Origin of the sequence: Desulfonatronovibrio magnus, from assembly GCF_000934755.1 — a bacterium.
Taxonomy (GTDB): Bacteria; Desulfobacterota; Desulfovibrionia; order Desulfovibrionales; family Desulfonatronovibrionaceae; genus Desulfonatronovibrio; species Desulfonatronovibrio magnus.
The window spans coordinates 1-21,082 of record NZ_JYNP01000074.1; the positions used below are offsets into that span (position 1 = coordinate 1).

12 protein-coding genes and 2 pseudogenes are annotated in these 21,082 nt (G+C 44.9%); 2 read left to right on the forward strand and 12 right to left on the reverse strand.

Translation table 11 applies throughout. The features are described from left to right. Positions 1–208: 208 nt before the first annotated feature. The 10 genes from LZ23_RS08850 to LZ23_RS08900 all read right to left on the reverse strand — a co-directional run bounded on the left by LZ23_RS08850 (position 209) and on the right by LZ23_RS08900 (position 18,308). A complete protein-coding gene (locus LZ23_RS08850) occupies positions 209–661 on the reverse strand; it encodes a pentapeptide repeat-containing protein (RefSeq protein ID WP_045213429.1) in 453 nt (150 codons plus the stop codon). 451 nt (positions 662–1,112) lie between these two features. Then, positions 1,113–4,346 (reverse strand): PAS domain S-box protein, encoded by a 3,234-nt coding sequence (locus LZ23_RS22495; RefSeq protein ID WP_052507253.1) that lies wholly within the window; start codon positions 4,344–4,346, stop codon positions 1,113–1,115. A gap of 36 nt (positions 4,347–4,382) precedes the next feature. Beyond that, positions 4,383–7,046: a PAS domain-containing sensor histidine kinase gene (locus LZ23_RS08860; protein WP_045213431.1), complete on the reverse strand. Its 2,664-nt coding sequence runs from the start codon at positions 7,044–7,046 to the stop codon at positions 4,383–4,385. A gap of 771 nt (positions 7,047–7,817) precedes the next feature. Further along, positions 7,818–8,087 (reverse strand): hypothetical protein, encoded by a 270-nt coding sequence (locus LZ23_RS23980; RefSeq protein WP_157493162.1) that lies wholly within the window; start codon positions 8,085–8,087, stop codon positions 7,818–7,820. A gap of 57 nt (positions 8,088–8,144) precedes the next feature. Then, on the reverse strand, positions 8,145–8,582 hold the full coding sequence (locus LZ23_RS08875) for an Lcl C-terminal domain-containing protein (protein WP_045213436.1): 438 nt from the start codon (positions 8,580–8,582) through the stop codon (positions 8,145–8,147). A 35-nt stretch (positions 8,583–8,617) separates the two neighbouring features. Continuing rightward, a complete protein-coding gene (locus tag LZ23_RS08880; protein WP_045213437.1) occupies positions 8,618–9,124 on the reverse strand; it encodes a pentapeptide repeat-containing protein in 507 nt (168 codons plus the stop codon). 462 nt (positions 9,125–9,586) lie between these two features. Further along, positions 9,587–10,303: a DNA alkylation repair protein gene (locus LZ23_RS08885; protein WP_052507257.1), complete on the reverse strand. Its 717-nt coding sequence runs from the start codon at positions 10,301–10,303 to the stop codon at positions 9,587–9,589. Between the two features lie 65 nt (positions 10,304–10,368). Beyond that, entirely contained in the window at positions 10,369–11,193 is an 825-nt protein-coding gene (locus tag LZ23_RS22500; protein ID WP_052507254.1) for an HNH endonuclease, read from the reverse strand. A gap of 205 nt (positions 11,194–11,398) precedes the next feature. After that, positions 11,399–14,794, reverse strand: a complete 3,396-nt coding sequence (locus LZ23_RS22505; protein WP_052507255.1) for a PocR ligand-binding domain-containing protein — start codon at positions 14,792–14,794, stop codon at positions 11,399–11,401. Between the two features lie 109 nt (positions 14,795–14,903). Beyond that, entirely contained in the window at positions 14,904–18,308 is a 3,405-nt protein-coding gene (locus LZ23_RS08900; protein ID WP_045213439.1) for a PAS domain-containing sensor histidine kinase, read from the reverse strand. A gap of 250 nt (positions 18,309–18,558) precedes the next feature. Here LZ23_RS08900 and LZ23_RS23395 point away from each other — a divergent pair. After that, positions 18,559–18,705, forward strand: a pseudogene (locus tag LZ23_RS23395) (transposase); the annotation flags it as partial. 326 nt (positions 18,706–19,031) lie between these two features. Next, positions 19,032–19,568, forward strand: a pseudogene (locus tag LZ23_RS08910) (IS21 family transposase); the annotation flags it as partial. A 93-nt stretch (positions 19,569–19,661) separates the two neighbouring features. On the opposite strand, the gene LZ23_RS08915 reads toward LZ23_RS08910, so the two are convergent. After that, positions 19,662–19,871 (reverse strand): hypothetical protein, encoded by a 210-nt coding sequence (locus LZ23_RS08915; RefSeq protein ID WP_045213440.1) that lies wholly within the window; start codon positions 19,869–19,871, stop codon positions 19,662–19,664. After that, positions 19,858–20,337, reverse strand: a complete 480-nt coding sequence (locus LZ23_RS08920) for a nucleotidyl transferase AbiEii/AbiGii toxin family protein (RefSeq protein WP_045213442.1) — start codon at positions 20,335–20,337, stop codon at positions 19,858–19,860. The genes LZ23_RS08915 and LZ23_RS08920 overlap by 14 nt, the downstream gene beginning before the upstream one ends. Positions 20,338–21,082: the final 745 nt, after the last annotated feature.

A 21,082-nucleotide genomic window follows, 5' to 3' on the forward strand; every position in this document is an offset into this window, starting at 1 on the left:
CGTAGCCAGGACCAGCAGAAGGCATTTCCAGAAAACTCGCATAAGTTTCTCCTTTGGTAAGTGGTCAGGGACCAATATCTATGCCACACAATAAAGCCATTAAATAACAGCATATTACCAGTATTGCCAACAGGATTGACTCTTAAGTTTGCGCCAACATGGTTGGCAGCAGTTGGCACTTTTGTGTGTTGTCGAATGCTCAGAGCGCTCAGTTGCACTCACCAAATGACACCCCTTCGCATCGCCTGCCGTCGGTCCACTTGGCCCTCCTCAGATCGGCATTGCTCAAATCGGCCCCTGTCAGATTGGCTCCTCTCAGATCGGCCGTAAACAGTTTGGCTCCTGAAAGGTTGGCTCCGCTCAGATCGGCTCCTGTCAGATCGGCCCCTGTGAGATTGGCCCTAAGCAGTTTGGCCCCTGAAAGGTTGGCTCCAGACAGATCGGCACCCATCAAGTCGGCCGAGGAAAAGTTGGCTCCGGACAGGTCGCCCCCTCTCAAGTCGATCCCGGAAAGGTTGGCTCCGGATAGGTTGCAGGCACTGCACGAACCCGTATTCAGCAGTTTTTCAAGGTCATAAGCTCCGGCCTGCCCCATGCCCAACAGGCAGACCAAGGCAGCCACAGCCACAATGCTAAAAAACTTCACACTCCACTTTTTCATAACCTTTCTCCGTGGTTGAGTGTTGATAATTCTCAATTAATAAGCACTATCTATGCCACACAATAAAGCCATTAAATATCAGTATATTACCAGCATTGCCAACAGGATTGACTCTTAAGTTTGCGCCAACATGGTTGGCAGCAGTTGGCACTTTTTCTTGTGGTCCAGGGTGTTGAATTGCAAGAGAGGATTGGTTTTGTCCTTAGCTGGACATTACACTGACTTATGGGGAAGTTACAAGAAGTATATTGTGACTAGAGTGGGGGTGGAGGCAGTCATAGCTGTATTTTGACAGGATGATTTGAGTGGCCCGGCTTATGATACATGGAGTCAAGACTACGTGCATTAAGTGACAAAAGTCCAAATCTGCCTGAATTGTCAAGACTTGATTTGCCAGTCTTCAGAAATCATGGGCCAGGACTACTACAGAAAGATAGCCGGATTGTCAAAATCAGGCCTGTATTTTTTCCTCTCCAAAGAACTTGCTGAATACCCTGTGAAAGTCCTCCAGATTAACAGGTTTTCCTATATAATCATCCATCCCGGCCTCCAGGAATCTTTCCTTGTCACCGGGCTGGGTATGGGCGGTTACTGCGATAATGGGAATATCTTTCTTTGCCCCTATGGTAGTTGACTCCCGGATGGCCTTTGTTGCCTCCACCCCGGTCATGACCGGCATTTGAATGTCCATAAGGATGCAGTCGAACGTCTGTTCATGAAGCATATCCACAGCTTCCTTACCATTGTTGGCCAAGGTCACTTTTTGTCCGTCTTTCCCTAGCATTCTTTTGATGAATATCTGATTCAAGGAATCATCTTCAGCCAGAAGGATATGCAGACCGCCTGATTTTCCGGCTGGTTGAACTGTCGCCTGAACATCCTGAGAAAGTGTCTTTTCAGGTATCTTGAAGGGCAGAACCACGTGCACGGTGGTTCCTTCACCGGGTTCGCTTTCTATTGAAATGTTTCCGCCCATCATATTCACTAATCGGTTAACTAAGACCAGGCCAAGACCTGCACCCTGATGCTGCCTGGTCATTGTGCCGTCCGCCTGGGAAAATGGCTTAAATAAATTGTCTAACTTGTCTTCAGAGATGCCTGTACCGGTATCAGTAATGGAAAATAAAATACGATTATGACCACTATTAGATTGAGATACTGGAGATATACTGAGACTGGCACTGCCATCCTCAGTAAATTTTACAGCATTGCCCACAAGGTTGAAAAGGATCTGCTGCAGCCTTGTATCGTCGCCGATAATTTTTGCAGGAAGGGAAGAGTCAAGAGAACAGTCATAGTCTATTCCTTTGTCTCTGGCAGGAATCAAAAACAGGTCTTTTATTGAAGAACATATATCATTCAGGCTGAATTCATGTTCCCGAATAATCATCTTTTCGGCTTCAATACTGGAAAGGTCCAAAATGTCGGATAAAAGTTGAGTAAGTCTCTTGGCTGAAATATTCCCCAGATTGACCAGTTCTTGTTGTTCGGAATTCAGCCCTGTTGCTGATAATAGCTGCATCATGCCCATTATTCCGTTCAGCGGGGTGCGGATCTCATGGCTCATGTTTGCCAGGAATTCGCTCTTGGCCCGGTTGGCAGCTTCGGCTTCATTCTTGGCCTTTTCCAGGGCGGTTTCAGCAAGCTTACGATCAGTAATATCGCGAGCTGCGGATAGAGCATAAGCTTCGCCATGCAGACGGATAGGTGCAGTGATGACCTCCACAGGTATTTCTCTGCCGTTTTTGTGCAGATCAAGACTTTCAAAGGTGGATAAAAGTATTTCCTTCTCAATGATCGTTCCTCGGCGGCCTTGAATAGATGGCGCCTGGATATCCGCCAGGTTCATGCCCAGCAGTTCCTCACGGGTGTATCCGAGGAGTCGGCAGGCGGCGTCATTGACATCAAACAGGCTGTCGTCCATTCGCCATATAAAGAGCGGGTCAGGGTTTTCCCTGAACAGAACACGAAAGCGTTCCTCACTTTCCTCCAGGGCTTTCTGGGCCTGTCTGAATTCTGTGACATCCTTGCCCACACACAGGACCTCCCTGACATTGCCCGAAGCGTCCAGCAGGGCTTTGTTCGTCCAGGTAATCCAGACTCTTGAACCGTCCTTGAGCATATTCTCGTTTTCATTGCTTTCAAATAGCTCTGGATGCTGCCCTATTTCAACGATCATGCTTCGGAGGTCCTTGCCGGAGGCATCTGCCACAGGAACTATCGTTCCTATCACGTTACGGCCAATGATCTCATTATGCTTGTATCCAAAAAAGCGTTGAGCAAACTCGTTGAAGAAGGTGACCACTCCATTCTTGTCCATACGCAGGATAATGCTGTTGGCATTCTCCACCAGTTCCCGGTAGCGTTCCTCACTTTCCCTGAGCGCCATCCCGGTCTGCCTGTGTTCTTTTAATTCGTTATTGAGCTTGTCAATGGTATCAAAAAGTTTTTCAGACATCTGGTTGAAGGACCTGGTCAGGTTGCGGACTTCCAAAAACCAGGATCGTTCTGGAATTTTCTCTGACAGCGAACCTGAGGCCAAGTTGCGTGATGCCTCATCCAGCAGGCTGACGGGTCTGGTAATTCCCCTGGCCATAAATGTCCCGATTAAAAGAATCAGGGCCAGGACGCCCGAGGTCAGCAAGATAGTGATCCTGTTTTGAGTCACGATCCCGGCCATGAAATCGGATTCAGGCACGGAAACCACCATTAGCCAGTCAATACCGGGTTCAACTCTAAGCGAGGTTGTCTGCAATAAATATTTCTGCCCATTTACTTCGTAATCAAGATAGTGTTTTCCACTGATTGATTCGAGATCATCAAACCTGTCCATTAAGGCTCTGACAGCCCCTCGAACAGCAGGATCTTCACTCTCAACCCCGTGCACCCTGCTACTCAGGGACGGGTCCTCATCAACAATAAGGACTGGGCTTTTTGAACAGGCCACCAGATCCCCTGAACGCTCCATGATAAAGGCCTGCCCAGATTTTCCGATGCTGAGCCCCTTGAGAAAATTGGAAAGATGAGAGAGGAAAAGGTCCACAGAGACTACCCCCAGAAACTCTCCCTGCCTGTCATAGACAGGACGGCTTACAGCCAGTGACATATCGTGCCCGGTAAAAACGATATAAATGTCGCTGTAGACCGGTCCGCCCTCGTCCCGTGCCAGGACATACCAGGGTCTGGTCCTGGCGTCGTAATCATGCACAACGGCCAGTTCCCGGCCTGGGCTTGCGTGGGAATCCAGGGAGATTTTGCGGAAAGTTCCGGATTGGAAACTGTCCGTAACAATGATGTAGCGGGAATCGTCCAGAGGTTCACGGCCACTGTTGGCCAGGCCTCCCAGGTTATTTCCGAAATATATGCTGGTGATCGTAGGAAACAGTTCCACCTGATCAACAAAACGGGCAATCAGGGTTTCCTGATCTGCAATACCTCCCATTTCCAGTCCAATGGTCCGGGCATTGTTCTTATTGATCAACTGGGGAACAGTCAGATAGTTCTGTACGTGCTGGCTGATATGCCCGGTGATTTCTCCACGCAACTCTTGGGACATAACACCCAAGGCCTGGCGAGAATTATGAAATGAAAGCAGAGCCACCAGGCCGCAAGCAAATACTGTGGTAAAAGCGAAAAATACTACCAATCCAGTTTTTAGAGAGACTCCGTCAGGAAAGTATTTCATATGGCAACTATCCTTGCTTGTTTAATCAACTCGCCATTAATGATATCGCGACAAAGTAAAATATACCCTTGTTCCTGTGCCAGGCTCACTTTCAACCCAGATTTTACCCCCATGCTTCTCCACGAATTCTTTGCACAGGATAAGCCCCAGGCCTGTACCTTTTTCCCCGTCAGTCCCAAGCTGCCTTTTAATTTTATCAACAGTAAAAATTGATGAAAGTACAATGTCATTCATACCTATTCCGTCATCCTGGACACAGATTTCCACATCTGAGTCTTTCTTTTCTGCGGTTATAGAAATATTACCGCCTTGATTTGTAAACTTGACTGCATTGAAGACCAGATTACGAACTATGGTGCTCAACATTGGCTGATCAGCCAGCACTAAAATATCCTGGGGGATATCGTACTTAATAAAAATCCCCTTCTTTTCAGCCAAATCTCTGGCAGTACTTAGAATTTGGATAATAATTTCATGAAGATTGCATTTTTCAGGGCTGAAATTCATGCCTCCCTGGCTCATACGTGCCCATTGCATCAAGTCATTAAGAAGTTCCAGTGCGTTTTTCGAACTCTTCAGCATTTCAGCTGATATGAGACTGATATCTTCCTGGGAAATGGATCCTGCTTCCTGGGCAAGGAGTTGCGATGTGCTGTATATACCGGAAATAGGGGATTTGAGATCATGGGAAATAATAGAAAATAGCTTGTCCTTTTCAGCGTTTACCTTTTCAAGCTGCTGGTTGATGTTCTTAATTTCCTCTTCGGCCTTTTTCCGGTCGGTTATGTCCTGGGCTGCACCAGTCAGGACCTTTGGTTGGCCAGTACCTTCATACTCAACCTTTCCCATGGTATGAATATATCTGACCTCGCCTGTATCCTGACGGATAATGCGGAATTCAATGTCATACGGTTCATCTTTCTCTATCGCCCCGGCAATAGCCTTTTTAATTGCAGGTATGTCTTCAGGGTGTCCTATTGTAAACAGCTCAGATGTGGTTAGCTGGGTCTGGTTATATCCATGAATTCTTTTCCAGTTGTCTGACAAAAGCCATGTATCGTTTTTGGTATCCCATTCCCAGCTTCCCAAGCCAGCCAATTTCTCTGCTTGAGCCATGATTTTTTGGCTTTTGGACAGGGCCAACTCGATCTTTTTGCGGTCCGTAATGTTTCGGTAATACCAGATTCTGCCATAATATTCATCATTAGAACCAAACATGGGTGATGAATAGCGTTCAAGTATTTTTCCATCTGTTAAGGCAATTTCTTCGAAACTTTTTTCCTGTCTGTTTTCATTAAGATCCTGAATCCGCCTAACAAATTCATCTGAATTGGTAAGTTGAGGAAGGACATATTCCAATGCTATTTTTCCTGACTGCAAAGCCATAACTCTATCAGGTATCCCCCAAATGTCGGCAAAATGCTGATTGAAAAATATAATTTTATCATTCTCATCAACAACAAGAATACCGTCCGGTGAAGTTTCCAGTTGAGTTTTCATCAAGACATTTCGAAACATCAACTCATCCTCGGCCTGCTTGCGCGTGGTGATGTCGATGCCTGTAACCAGGATTGCTGTTTGGCCCAGGAATGCAATCGGGGTTAACTGCACCTGCTCCCAAAGCAGATTGCCGTTTTTCTTCCGGCTACACCACTCGAACTGCTGGGTTCCTTCCTGGTCGGCCTTGCGCATCCAGGCCTGGGCATCGGCAAGTGAGTAAGGGGGTTCCAGCCAGAACTCATGGTTTTTGAGTTCGTCTAAGGATGAGAGACCGTACTGGAGCCAAGCCACGGGATTGGCATCGATGATCTCGCCGCTGTCCGGTTCCTGGATGATCATGGAGACAGGGGTATCCTTGAACAACGTTCGGAAATGTTCCTCGCTCTCACGAAGCGCCTGTTCCGTCTGCATGCGCTGGGTTATATCGCTGAACACCACAACCGACATACCTCCCTGTTCATCTTCCTGCATGGGAGCAGCAAAAACCTCCACTGGAAATACCTGGCCGTCTTTTTGCTGAAAGTATTCCTCAGCTCTATACTCCTCTCCCCTGCTTACCTTGCGGAAAAAGGGACACTCTTCAAGGGTACTTCTATATCCTTCTTCATCAAAGTGATAGTGAAACAGGTCATGGGCCTCGCTGCCCAGCAGCTCTTCCTGACTATACCCCAGAATCGATGCGACTGTCGGGTTGGAAAAGACAATTCTGCCCTCCCTGTCCATGATATAAAGCCCCTCACTCATACTGTCGATAACGGACTGAAGCCTTTTTTGGGCCTGACTGAGAGCCTCTTCAGCCTGCTTGCGCTCAGTGATGTCCTGATTAAAGCCCTGGTAGCCGAGGGTATTTCCGTCTTCATCTTTTATCACATTGATATTTTCAGACACCCAGAAATGCCTGCCGCTTCTATGGCTTAGTCTACACTCAAAGTTTGTGACTTTGCCGTATTTCTCCAGCAAGCGTTTAAGATTATCCTGGTCAGCAGGGTCTACATAGATTTGAGCGGCAATGTCGAATACGGAATCCATCAAATGGCGGGGAGAATCATAACCATGCATCTGGGCAAGGGTATTGTTAACTGACAGGTAACGACCATCTGGTGTGGTAGTAAAAAAACCAACTGGAGCGTTCATCAAAATGTCTTGAGGATTTTGAAAGATGATTTGGTTAGACATATTTTTTTTGGAATGTCTGGTCATAATCAACTCCACATAAGGACATGGTTTCTACGAAAAAATAAGAGCAAGGGTATAATGTAGTCCGAAGAAGGATAACTGAGCATACGGGCAAAAGAATTCCTCGCAAAGAAGAATTGCCCTTTAGTGTTAGAGATGAAGAAGGGTGCAGGATTATTTCGAAAGTGCTCCGTAAGTGAAGCTGGCAGGATAACATCACAATTTAGACCATGGGCTAAGTTCTTTCCACAAGTCATTTCTCTACTCCTTACCTTTGAGAATAGTGCATAACACCGGATAAATATCAATTGAGCACCAATCAACTATCATCATTTTAGTGGACATTAATCAATTACTTTGTTACCATATTCACAAATATTTGTAAACAACCATAAAGGTTGTTTTTGGTATTTTTGAAAAAAATGACTTAAAGTTCAATATTTACGGCCATTTTTTTAATTTCTATGCTGGGAAATAATTGCTGAAAATAAAATGGCAAAAATAATGATTGGCACAGATGGCTTGGGGAATTGTAAATTAATAGTAGCCAGTATCTATGTGTATGCGACTGCAAAGACACCTTTGTAGCCATCAGAGCAAGAGCCGACACTACGTGAAGCTGTTCTTACGATGGGTTCATGGACGGCCATCTAGTTCGAAAAAGCGACGGAAAACCCGGAACCACCAGCCTCTGGCGGGCGCTTTTGCTTCTCCATGGCGGCTTCATTGTTTATCGAATTTTGATGCAAAATATGAAAAGAGGTCCTTGAAAATGGGGTTATGTGTGGGCAACTGTCAGTGCCCCAGGCAATCGTTTCTGGTCATCACGCAAGCGTCAAGACAATACATGACGCCCGGCGGGCACAGAGCCTCGCATTGGTCCCGTTTCTCGTCGCAGGCCCACAGGATGCTCCTGAACGTTTCGTTGCAGCAGTTGTTGCAGTCAATCAGGTCGGGGCAGCCGTGGATGCAATCAATGTAAGTGCCAGTGACGGCGTGAAGGTTGGGCGTTGCCATGAACAGTAAGGCCAGGGCCAGGATGGTGGTCAGAAATAGTTTTTTCATTTCTTACTCTTAAAAAGAGACTTGAGGGAACAATTGATCCGAATAACCAAGTCACCCTCACTGTGCCCAGCGCACGGCACGTACATAGTAGGTATTGTACTTAAAGTAGCTGTAAAAGTAGCCGTTGTAGAAGTAGACGAGCCATGCCGTGTTTGTATAGAAGGGGTCGGTAGTAGAGGACCAGTAAAGTCTATTTTGCACGTCCATTAAATTTTTGCAATCCGAATGATACAGTTCCGCTAATTCAAACATTGTTGGCAACCGCCATCCAGTATGCCCGCCCATCGCAAGGCTGGAAGCATAGCTCATGGCATCATCCCAGTTCATGCGTACGACAGTTGTCTTCTGCCACATCAGGCCTCTGCCATTGTCCGTCACCGTCCCGTTCCCATTGTCCACTAACCGCTGGGCCTGGGCTTCGTCGGACATGACCAGTCCGGTCAGGCAGAGCATAAAGACCAGGGTCACAATGGTCATTCTGACAATACTTAGCATGTTCTTTCTCCGTGTGTTGTTGAATGTTCAGAACGTCACCAGCACCGACCAATTGAGCCCCCAGCGCATCTCCTGCCGTCGGTCCAGGTGGAACCCGACAGGTCGGCTCCGGTCAGTTTGGCCGCGGACAGGCTGGCCCCGGACAGATCGGCCTCCCTCAGATCGGCCCCTCTCAGGTTGGCCCCGAACAGATCGGCCCCTCTCAGGTTGGCCCCGAACAGATCGGCCTCGACCAGATCTGCCTCCCTCAGATCGGCCCCCCCCAAATCGGCCCCTCTCAGGTTGGCCTTGCTCAGGAAGGCCCGGCTCAGGTCGGCCCCGATCAGGTTGGCCCCTCTCAGATTAGTCCTGAGCAGGGTGGCCCCTCTCAGATTGGCCTTGGCCAAGGAAGCCCCTTCCAGGTTGCATCCAAAGCAGAGATTCGTATACAGCAATCTATCAAGATCATCTTGGTCATAAGCCTCAGCTGTCCCCATGGCCATAAGACAAAAAAGTCCTGCCATTACTGCGATTCCTGATATCTTCACACTCCATTTTTTCATAACAACCCTCCGTGGTTGAGTGTTGATATTTCTCAATTATTAAGCACTATCTATGCCACACAATAAAGCCATTAAATAACAGCATATTGTCAACATTGCCAACAGAACTGACTCTTAAGTTTGCGCCAACATGGTTGGCAGTAGTTGGCACTTTAGCTTGTGTCCAGGGTGTTGACTTGCGAGACAGGCCAGAGTTCTGCCCTTAACTGGACATTACACTGCCTTGGGGGGAAGTTACAAGAAATATATTGTGACTGGAGTGGGAATAATGGCAGCTGCATGGCCAGATATCCTGCCTAAACCCGGAGCATGAACAGCTGGCTCAGCAGCTCCGGGAGGCAGGTAGTCTTCAAAATTCAGGGGGCTGGACTACCCCAGAAAGCCGGAGGTTTGTATAACGTTAAGGCTGTGGGTTCGGCGCGTTAGCGAAGATACCCACTATAGCCTCTTGTTAGCTATCCATTATTTCAGTGTGCCCTTCAGATACTGCTGGCGAGTATCCTCTGGGAATTTCTCAATCGCGTATCTCAACATGGTGCGAGGCATGTTTCGATAGTGTTTCTTCAAAAAAGCTTCTTCCGTATTCTTGTCTCGCTTGCCGACCTCTCTCAACATCCATCCGACCGCTTTATGAATTAAGTCTTCTTTGTCGGAAACAAACATTTCGGCGACTTTGAGGGTTTCATCATACTCATCATTCTTGATAAAATGAAATGTGGACATGATCGCAATGCGGCGCTCCCATATGGATGCTGAGTGTGCAAGTGTGTATAATGGCTTGCGTGATCTATGTTCCAGATAAGCACCGACAATGTGCTCGGCAGATGTATCAACAAGATCCCAGTTATTAATGTGCCGAGTTTGACCCATGTATAATCGATAAATCTCTGTCTGTTCGTCGGGGGTACCTTTCTTGAATTTCTGAGCAAGGATTATCAATGCAAGGAGCCTTTCTTCATGAATCTCCGATTGGATCAGGGCTAAAACATCGGTTGTGGGTAGGTCTTGATATTTGCGAGCAATACGACGTGTCGCCGGAACACGAATGCCGAGAAACCTGTCGCCTTCACCATATTCTCCTGGACCGGTTTTGAAAAAACGCTGCAACACTACGGCATCTGATGGAACAGCGTGTTCTCTTAATGCTGTTCGGACATTTTTCAGTATGCTGGTTCTCATTTTATCTTTGGCTAACGCCAACCATCAGCGGCGCGCGCCTTTGGCGCGTCCGCTGGATGGTTTTGTTAGCTATTTTCTTTCATTAACTTTGCCAACTCTTTGATGCTAATTGGCGGATTACTTCTATGTAGCATTCTATGGCAGTTTGAACACAACGCTGACAAATCGTTAATGGTCGTTATTGTTTGCTTTTTTAATGATGCAAGTGGTTTGTTATGATGCGCCTCAATAAATCCATAACCAAGATGCCCATATTTTTCACCAAAATCAAATCCGCATACTTCACACTTGTAACTAGATAGCGATGCTTTGAACTCTTTAACTAAGCGCGAAGACCTTTCTAGTTTCAAATGTTTTTTTAGATTTCTTCTGCCTTCGATATCAGAAAAAGGTTCTGCTGGGTCGTCGAAATAGTAGCTCCCTTCTTTAATAATTATATCCAGCAAATCTGCTGTTTCCTCACTAATGTATCTAAATGTTCCAGCTCCCCAGCCTGGCACACCAATACTTTCAAGTTCCTTATAGGTAAGGCCTTTTATTGCCTTTTTCTCATTTAGTGGTTTGAACTTTTTGAAATAAAGATAGCTACCGTCTCTTTCTGTAATTGTTGAACGACCCCATAATACTAATGTACTATCGGTGTCTCTATAAACAAAATATGCTTTTCCTTCGGCTCGTTCGCTGAATTCGCCTACAGCACTTTTCCACCAATATTCCGTGCATAATGTAGATTCCCAACATGTAGCTTGGCATACCCCTTTTTTATTGATTTTATACCCAGTCTTCACAACATCGTTTTTGCACTGAAATAGCCTTCTGTCCCGGTCTGCGTGTTGGCAATGACCGCACCATTCCTGATTATTGAAAGCTGTTCTGATTATTATGGGCATACTTCCTCTCTGATTTAGCTAACAAGTTGTTACAAAATATCCAAGTATTATTCCAACCGACATGATATACATGATTTAAGTTTATTGAAGCCTACGTGCATTCATTTACAGAAGTCCAAATCTGCCTAAATTGTCAAGCCTTGTCTTCACAGTGTTCAGAAATCATAGCCAGAACTACCCCAGCAAGATAGCCGGATTGCAAAAATCAAGTCTGTATTTTTTCCTCTCCAAAGAACTTGCTGAATACCCTGTGAAAGTCCTCCAGATTAACAGGTTTTCCTATATAATCATCCATCCCGGACTCCAGGAACCTTTCCCTGTCACCGGGCTGGGTATGGGCGGTTACTGCGATAATGGGAATATCTTTCTTTGGGCCTATGGTAGTTGACTCTCGGATTGCCTTTGTTGCCTCCACCCCGGTCATGACCGGCATTTGAATGTCCATAAGGATGCAGTCGAATTCCTTTTCCTGCAACATATCCACAGCTTCCTTGCCGTTCTTGGCCAGGGTCACTGTTTGTCCGTCTTTTTCAAGTATTCTTTTGATAAATACCTGGTTCAGCGGATCATCTTCAGCCAGGAGGATATTTAGACTGCCTGCTTTTCTAAATGATTGATTTGTTTTCTCGGCAATCTGAAAATTTTCCTTTTTTAACATTTTGAAGGGCAATGCCACATGTACAGTTGTTCCCTGGCCTGGCTCGCTTTCCACAGAGATGTTTCCGTTCATTATGCTCACCAGCCGTCGAACTATGACCAAACCAAGACCAGCACCTTGATACTGCCTGGTCATAGTGCCATCTACCTGGGAAAAAGGCTGAAACAGCTTGTCTAACTTGTCTTCAGGGATGCCCGTACCAGTGTCAGTAATGGAGAATAAAATACGCTTATGGTCATTATCAGACTGTGATGCTGGAGATATATTCACGCTTACACTCCCGCTGTCAGTAAATTTAACTGCATTGCCCACAAGGTTGAAAAGAACCTGCTGCACCCTTGTGTCGTCTCCGATGAGCGTTTCTGGGAGCGAATAATCAATAAAAAAATCCAAAGAGAGCTCTTTCTCACTGGCTGGAATTACAAAGAGATCATTCAAAGAGTCACAAATACTTTTAAGGTTGATTTCATTTTCCCGGATTATCATTTTGCCGGCATCAATACTGGAAAGATCAAGGATATCGGATAAAAGTTGAGTCAGCCTCCTGGCTGAAATATTCCCCAAATTGACCAGCTCCTCCTGATCCTGCTTAAGGCCTGTTGATGATAACAACTGCATCATGCCCATTATTCCGTTCAAAGGTGTGCGAATCTCATGGCTCATATTGGCCAGGAATTCGGACTTGGCTTGGTTGGCGGATTCGGCCTGCTCCTTGGCCTTTTGTTCTGTATTTAAACTTCTTGCCAGTTGGAGATTGCTCAAGCTAAGTTTGGCAATAAGAGAGGCAAAGCGTGTATAAAACTGCGTTACCAAGTCCACAGTTTTTCGGGACCAGCGTGGGACTTTATAAAGGGCATTGATGTACTTATCCTCATCAAATCCGTACTTCCTGGCCTGGGCTCGAAAAAAATCCTCGTCCAGTTCTTCTTCCTTGAAAAAAAACTGTCCGATAAACAAGTTGCCCAAGTGGTTGTCGCCCACTACAATAGGGGTAGCAACATCCCACATGTTGTTCTTGCATTTATAGAGCTTGTATTCACCGGGAGTTATTCCTTTGGAAAGGATCAAGTCGCTTTCCAGACAGTTTCGGCGGGTTTCAGGATTCACACGATGAAATTTTGTGCATATGTCCTGCCAGCCTGTGGAAACAAGAATGTTACCCCTTAGGTCAATAATAGCAACACCTATATTTGTTAAGGCATAGAATTCTTCCATGAAGGCCTGCACACTCTTTACATCCAGGATATCGCTCAATTCAAGCGTCCCAATATAACCTTCCGGCTGAAGTATTGCGGCAAGCTTTCTGCGAACCTTGGCCTCACTTTCTTGAAGTGCCTCCTGGATGCGTTTACGTTCTGTGATATCCTGCCAGGCAACTATACCACCAGTGATTCGATTATCTGCGTCAAGGATTGGACCTGCATCGCAAATCAGTGGAATAACCCGGCCATCCGCATGACGCTGCACAATCTCCTGCCCCAAAACGGTTTCTCCGTCCATAACAGCCTTTGGCAAAGGTAACTCCTCTGTCTTTGCCTTTGTCACGCCATCAGACAGGTAAACCTCCCATTCGTCCAGAATCTGCTCCACCGACAAACCAATGTGTCTTTCCAAGGGCCAGCCCATCATCTCCAGGCCATGACGACTGACCTGCTGCAATCTCATGTCAGAGTCAGCAATGGTTATACCCAGCGGGATATACTTCATCAATGCCTCAAAAGTTTGTCTGCCTTCTTCAGCTTCCTGCATTGCTGCCTGCAAAGATTGCTCAGCTTGCTTCTGCTCGGTTATGTCCCTTACCCACTCCAGAAAAAACTCAACATTATTAGCTTGATCCAACAAAGGTATTACCCGCACATCAACCCATGTACCGTCAGGCAGTTCAGCCTCAGCACGAAATGCTTTTTTGGTCTTAAGCACAGATGCGGCTTTACAGTCAGGACATATATCATCATAGCCCCTGTATGTGCGGTAACATTTGGTATTTAGCTTCCTTTTTTCCGGGGGAACGGCTGCAAAACCCTGCCAGTTGCTGTAGATAATGTTCATGTCCGAATCATGTATAGAAATCATATCCGGAAGCATGGACAACATTTTTTGAAAGCGTTCTTCGTTTTGCTTCAGTGTATCTTCAAGTTGCCTGTATTCTGATATATCCTGGACTGTAGCAAAAACCAGGGGAGCTTTACTCTGTCTGTACTGTATAATGCCTGTGGTCCTTACGGATAAAACCTTTCCATCCTTGCGGATAATCCTGAATACTTCAGGTCTTAGTTCTCGGCTTCCGGATGTGATACACTCATTAAACCAATGGAATATTGATTCCATATCTTCCGGGTGAAAAATCTTTTTATGAGAAGCCGGATCGCTGATTTCAGACTTTTCGTACTGCAAAAAATCACACATAGCATCAGACCAGCTTACTTCCCTAACTTCCATATCCCAGATAAAGTCCCCAATTTTTGCCATTCTCTGCGCAGCAACAAGTCTTTGCTCACTTTGCCTCAACTTTTCCTCAGCCTGAACAATGCGCATTACAGCTTCTATTCGGGCAAGTAACAGTTCTTTATGGACCGGTTTTGTTAAATATCCGTCAGCACCGGCTCGCAGACCTTGGGCCTGATCTTCAGGACTGGTCTTTACCCCGGACAAAAAAAGGATATGAGTATCTGCAATATCCGGATCAGCCTTGACCTGCATGCAAATATCAAAGCCGCTGGCATCTGGAAGATTGACATCCAGCAATACCAGATCAGGTTTCTTTACGGGAATCAGCTCTAAACATTCAAAGCCCGTTTCAGCTCTGAGAACCCTGTAACCGGCAGAAGTCAGGATCTTTTCAATGATCAATATATATTCAGGGTCATCATCTGCTATAAGGATGGAACGGAAGGCATGCCTGTCCGTAAAAGGAGCTTCATATAATTTGTCTGTGCTTGTCATTAATATCTCCTTAGATATAAAGCCGATCAACCAAACCTATGGCAAAATAAAAATATATCGGATTACTTTTAATCTCATGCGTGATTTGATTCTATAGTGATTATCTATGTCATTTTTGACCTGACTTGCTCGGCAAGATGAGATATACGCTTGTTCCTTTGCCAGGCTCACTTTCAACCCAGATTTTACCACCATGCTTCTCCACAAACTCTTTGCAAAGGATAAGCCCCAGACCTGTGCCTTTTTCCCCGTCTGTTCCATATTGTCTTTTGCTTTTATCAACAGAAAAAACCGAAGATAGAATAGCTTCATTCATACCTATTCCGTCATCTTGGACACAGACTTCAACATCTGATCCAGCCTTCCTTGCGGTTACAGATATATTGCCACCAGGATTTGTAAACTTGACTGCATTGAAGACCAGATTACGAACTATGGTGCTCAACATTGGCTGATCAGCCAGCACTAAAATATCCTGGGGGATATCGTATTTAATAAAAATCCCCTTCTTTTCAGCCAAATCTCTGGCAGTACTTAGAATTTGGATAATAATTTCATGAAGATTGCATTTTTCAGGGCTGAAATTCATGCCTCCCTGGCTCATACGTGCCCATTGCATCAAGTCATTAAGAAGTTCCAGTGCGTTTTTCGAACTCTTCAGCATTTCAGCTGATATGAGACTGATATCTTCCTGGGAAATGGATCCTGCTTCCTGGGCAAGGATTTGCGATGTGCTGTATATACCGGAAATAGGGGATTTGAGATCATGGGCAATAATGGAAAATAGCTTGTCCTTTTCAGCGTTTACCTTTTCAAGCTGCTGGTTGATGTTCTTAATTTCCTCTTCGGCCTTTTTTCGTTCTGTTATGTCAGACAAAATACAATGAGTTCTTATGAATTTTCCTTCAGAATCACGTTGGGTTCTACCCTCAAGCAAGACAAAAAACGGGGAGCCGCTTTTATGGATCAGCTCCAACTCTCCTTTGACACACCCGGTATATTTGAATTCCTCAAATGTTTCAGGATAGATATATCTGGTCCGCTTCGACCATAACTCACCAAAATCCCTACCCAAAATCTCAAAGCGCTCGTAACCAAGCAATTCACATAATCTATCATTTACATCAATATATTGACCATCTTCATTTAGAGATTGATACGCAATAGGAGAATTTTCAAAAAGAGATCTGAATCGTGCTTCACTTTCAACAAGTAAATTTTGAGCTTGTTTTAGTTTAGTAATATCCTGAACTGCACCGATCATAAATTCAGGTTTGCCGTTATCATCCATCTCAACCATTCCTCTGGCATGGACATACCTTACATCCCCTGTATCCTGACGGATAATACGGTGCTCTATATCATAAGGCTCGCCATTTTCCATCGCCCTGGCAAAAGCATCTTCAATGGCAATTTTGTCATCAGGATGTGCGATTGGGAGAAGCTGAGGCGTCGTTAGCTGAATATCAGCAACTCCATGAATTCTTTTCCAGTTATCTGACAAAACCCAGCTATCGTCGTTTATGTTCCACTCCCAGCTTCCCAAGCCAGTCAATTCCTCTGCTTGAGCCATGATTTTCTGGCTTTTGGACAGGGCCAACTCGGTCTGCTTACGGTCTGTGATCTCAAAAGTTATTGTTCCTACCCCAAGAAGTAATCTATGCTCATCATGGACAGGAAATTTTTTTGTAATGAAGGTTCTTGTCTCTCCTTTCTCATCTAATGAGGACTCTTCAACGGTAATTGATCTTCCTGGAGACAGCTCAAGGGCTTTCCTGTCATTCTCCATATACTCTTGGATCTGCTCAGGAGTTGAAATTCCCTGAAACAGTTCCTTATCTGTCTTGCCAATTACTTGTGGCAAGGTATGACCGGTTAACTTCGTGTAGGCATTGTTTATCAGAACGTATTTCAGCGAAGGATCCTTAAATACCGCTATATGCTCTGAATTTTGCAGCATCTGGAAAAAGATTCTCTGCATTTCTTCAGTTCTTTTCCGTTCGGTAATATCTCTGATTATTTCTACAATATATTCGATATTGCCATTTTCAGAAATGACCGGGTTAGCTCTGCAACTGAAATAGGTATCCAGCTCAGAAACATACTTTTCTCGAAATACTGGCTTTTTAGTCCTTATGGCATCTATACTGGCGCAGTTATCACAATTTGTTTGCCTGCCAAGAAGTTCGTAACACTTGTTTCCATGGACGTCTTCAGGGCTTTTTCCCAGGAATTCATATCCTGCTTTGTTGTACCTGATAACTGTGAGATCAGGCCTTTTGATACTTAATATGTCAGGGGCATTCTCCAGAAAGCCATTAAGCAGACGTATCTGCTTATCAAGAGCCTGCCTGCTTTTTCTAAGCTCTTCCTCTTTTTGCTTTCTGCTTGTTATATCTCGTGAACTGAATAGCAATTTGCCAGGATGAAAGTCTGTTTGCTGGACAGTTTTGCCAATGGTCTCAAGCCATAAATAGGTACCATCCCGGCATCTATAGCGGAATTCAGTCTTTCGACCATCATCTTTTGATTGAACAAAATCTTTGAATTCACTGGCTATTCTATGCTGATCCTCAGGATGGACAAATTCAAGCACGTTTCTGCCTATGAGATAGTCATGATCATATCCCAGCATTGAATGAGATTTTCCTGCAAACTCAAAATTTCCATTTAGATCTGTCAGAGCTACCAGATCAAACATGTTGTCAGTAATGAGCTCAAGAAGCTCTCTATTGTACTGTGCTTCAAGTTCAGCCTTTTTCTGGTCGGTGATGTCTCTAAATTCAACTACCCTGACCTGTTTACCCTTATATGGTATATTTCTCGCCTCAAGGCGCAGAGGATATTCCTGGCCATTTTTTCGAACTCCGAATGCTTCATAGGGTCTTTCATAACCCGCAAGGATATTGCTCATTACATTTTCGCGTGATTTTTCAGAAATCAAAAGCAAACCATCCATACCGATAAGTTCATCATATTCATATCCGGTAATCTCACTAAGACCTCTGTTGCAATCCAGGATAATCCCCTTGTCATGAATAAAAATCCCCCCGAATGAAGCGTTGTGCAATGCCTTGAAGCGATCCTCACTCTCGCTCAAAGTCTTTTCAGCTTCTTTCTGTTCAGTAACATCTATATTGAACCCCTGATAAGCAAAAATATGACCTTTCTCATCCCTTAGGGCACGAACATTTCTGGATACCCAGAACTCTGTTCCATCCTTGCGTTGGAACCGGCATTCAAGGTTAACCACCTCCCCGTGTTTTTCCATAAGACGCATGAACTCTATTCGGTCTTCAGGATTTGCATAAACCTGAGAGGCAATGTCAGTGATGCAAGACATAAGCTCTTGAGGACTTTCATAACCAAGCATCCTGGATTTTGTATAGTTAACGTCGATATAACGCCCTTCAGGGGTTGATGTGAAAACACCGATGGGGGCATTCATTAGAATGTCGTGAGGGTCAGGAAAGATGGTTGGGATGGGCTGAATGTTCTTTTTGGAAAGTTGCATAATGAGCTCCGAGGAAATATAATTATTACGCTGGTTCGTGAAAGGATGTGACAACGCGGAACAGAACTTGCGATTATTCCATACTTGCAATCGTGTTATTTTTATCACAAAGATGAATCAAGAGCAAGTTGTATAACGAGATGATTTCGACAGTAGAGGATTTCAAAAAGTGTGAAGTTCCCCCCAAAAACTGGACAAGGAGTTAAGGTGTATTTTATGAACATCCACAAGTCCGGAATCGGGAGGGAAAATGTCCAAACGAAAAAAACACAGCGCTTCTTTCAAAGCCCAGGTAGCCCTGCAGGCATACAAAGGAGAAAAGACCATGGCTGAGCTGGCCAGCCTGTACAAAGTTCATCCAAATCAAATTTCCAAATGGAAAAAGCAGCTCATTGAAAATACTCCGAGGTCTACACCTTAACTTGACCCATTTTTTGTCCAACCAATCGGTGAAGCCTCATCTCACGGAACTGACTTTTGGATTACCCTGCATAATGGACAGGTTCATATTTACATTGCCCCGACTTGAGGGGTTGAGACTTAAACCACTACTTTAAGTCCTAAAAGGAGGTGATGAGCGACAATTATAATTCCCCCCTGACGACAATTATTTTTCCCTATTGATGAACAAGTGTTTATCCTTGAACTCCAAACAGGAGGTACAGGATGATCACAGACAATCAAGTGAGGAAACTAATGAAACTTTTAGGACAGGGGAAGACAATGGAGCAGTCATCGGCAAAGTGTGGCATGGATGTAAAACGTGCACGTAAGTATAGGGATCTGGACAAACTGCCAAGTGAGTTGCAGGCTGAAGGGAAACGGGACTGGCGTACCCGCAGCGATTCGTTTATCAAGGAGTGGCCAATAGTTACGGCCTTTTTAGAGATCAATCCTGGTCTCGAAGCAAAGACTTTGTTTGAGCACTTACAAAGGCAGTATCCTGGTCGTTTTTCAGATGGCCAGCTTCGGACCTTTCAGAGAAAGATCAAGGGCTGGCGGGCAACAGAAGGTCCAGCCAGGGAAGTGTATTTTCCTCAGGTTCACAAGCCAGGTCAACTGAGTCAGTCTGACTTCACTCATATGGGCGAGCTTGAAGTGACCATTGCTGGCCTGCCTTTTGATCATTTGATATACTATTTTGTTTTGACCTATTCCAATTAGGAAACAGGTATGGTTTGCTTTTCTGAAAGCTTTGAGAGCTTAAGCGAAGGGTTACAGCAAGCTCTACAAAAACTTGATAGAGTCCCGGAAGCTCACGTTCATTTTTTTGCGCTTACGCAGCTTTGCCGAAAGGACACAGAAAAGCGTAATGATCCCATCGCAAAAGCCAGAAGAAAATGCCTCTGATTTTTATTCCTGATCATTTAGTTGAGTCCTGATGTTTGAATGAGCCTTGTCATTTGGGGTGTCAGCTTTGGTGGGAAATCCGGAACTGGAGTCAGCAGACTTCAGGCCGGACTTTCTTCCGGATAGTGAAAGTTTCAGACACAGGCTGCGCATCTCAGATACCAGCTTTAGTCTCTGAGTTACCTTTTCAGGGGTCATATCAACTTTTTTCATTACTTTTCCTTAATTGCCGGATATCTTCCTGATCCTGGGCGCTGTCACGCATTTCTTTCAGACAGATGAGGCCAGGCTGAGAAACCACCCATACATCTTCCTCCATTTCAATTCTTTTCCTGTCCAGCCAGACCCACTCCAAATCTTCGTTGACCAGCAAAAAATCAATGCTCAAAGGATAATCCATGCCCGGATCAATTTTGCTTACCCTGTGAATGCATACTTTTCCCTGGGCAAAAACCATCGGCTGGGCCTTGATATCAAACCCTAAGCCCTCTACCGCCTGCATGGCCCTGCTCAGATCCTTGGTCAGGATAAGCAGGTCTATGTCCACAGTTGCCCTAACCAGATCATAGACAGCCATGGCCAGGCCGCCGCATAAGGCATAGGAAATATTCTCCCTGTTCAGCAACCTGATTATATGGAGAAATTCCTCATATAGATTAAGCGAAGTCTTTTCCTGCATGATGGGGTCCAACTCAAAGACAAATGTATGAGCCTAAATATTGACAGAGTATTCAGTGGAAGTATGTGGCTTAATCAATCTCAGCTCTCCTTCCTCTGATTGTTTTGCATAATACAGATCCCAGAGCAGTTGAATATTCACCCAGAAATCCTCTGACATAATATAAGCCGAAGCCTCTTTGAATGAGCGGCCTGAATCTCTGCGGTGCTGCCGATTTTGTAGAATTTGGCCAAACCTTTGTGTCTGAAGCTTCGAATCATGACTTAAATGTACCTTGAAACGTATCGGGTGTCAATGTCCACTCTTTTCGGGATAAGGAAGAGATGACATGATCGAGTCAAGACTACGTGCATACATTTACAGAAGTCCAAAACTGCCTGAATTGTCAAGCTTTCTTTTGTCAGTCTTCACAATTATCATAAGCTAAAAATTCTGATCATTCCTCTGAACCAAACACTTTTTCAATGTGATTGAGTAATCAAGACTCTGCAACTATTGAATCATTTTGTCCACAGTATCTCCAGCCTTTTTCACACATCATTTTGGTTTCCATTGTTTTCTGTTCCATCCCAGAATTGACCAAGGTTTTTCCCCTCAGAGTCATAGGCGATTATTTTGGCGTATGGATAGATCAATTTTTCAGTTGTCAGAAACGCGTAATGCTCCTGTTACTTTTTAACAAAGCCCGGTCCTGTAACCGGGCTTTTGTTTGTGTCTTGTCACATTCCTATTAGTGTATGTACTT

Excerpts from the sequence above, each read along its gene's own strand:
- LZ23_RS08850 (WP_045213429.1), bottom strand. The coding sequence starts at position 661 with ATGAAAAAGTGGAGTGTGAAGTTTTTTAGCATTGTGGCTGTGGCTGCC.
- LZ23_RS08860 (WP_045213431.1), bottom strand. The coding sequence starts at position 7,046 with ATGACCAGACATTCCAAAAAAAATATGTCTAACCAAATCATCTTTCAA.
- LZ23_RS23980 (WP_157493162.1), bottom strand. The coding sequence starts at position 8,087 with ATGAAAAAACTATTTCTGACCACCATCCTGGCCCTGGCCTTACTGTTC.
- LZ23_RS08900 (WP_045213439.1), bottom strand. The coding sequence starts at position 18,308 with ATGCAACTTTCCAAAAAGAACATTCAGCCCATCCCAACCATCTTTCCT.
- LZ23_RS08920 (WP_045213442.1), bottom strand. The coding sequence starts at position 20,337 with ATGCAGGAAAAGACTTCGCTTAATCTATATGAGGAATTTCTCCATATA.
- LZ23_RS22500 (WP_052507254.1), bottom strand. The coding sequence starts at position 11,193 with ATGCCCATAATAATCAGAACAGCTTTCAATAATCAGGAATGGTGCGGT.
- LZ23_RS08915 (WP_045213440.1), bottom strand. The coding sequence starts at position 19,871 with ATGAAAAAAGTTGATATGACCCCTGAAAAGGTAACTCAGAGACTAAAG.
- LZ23_RS08875 (WP_045213436.1), bottom strand. The coding sequence starts at position 8,582 with ATGCTAAGTATTGTCAGAATGACCATTGTGACCCTGGTCTTTATGCTC.
- LZ23_RS22495 (WP_052507253.1), bottom strand. The coding sequence starts at position 4,346 with ATGAAATACTTTCCTGACGGAGTCTCTCTAAAAACTGGATTGGTAGTA.
- LZ23_RS22505 (WP_052507255.1), bottom strand. The coding sequence starts at position 14,794 with ATGACAAGCACAGACAAATTATATGAAGCTCCTTTTACGGACAGGCAT.
- LZ23_RS08880 (WP_045213437.1), bottom strand. The coding sequence starts at position 9,124 with ATGAAAAAATGGAGTGTGAAGATATCAGGAATCGCAGTAATGGCAGGA.
- LZ23_RS08885 (WP_052507257.1), bottom strand. The coding sequence starts at position 10,303 with ATGAGAACCAGCATACTGAAAAATGTCCGAACAGCATTAAGAGAACAC.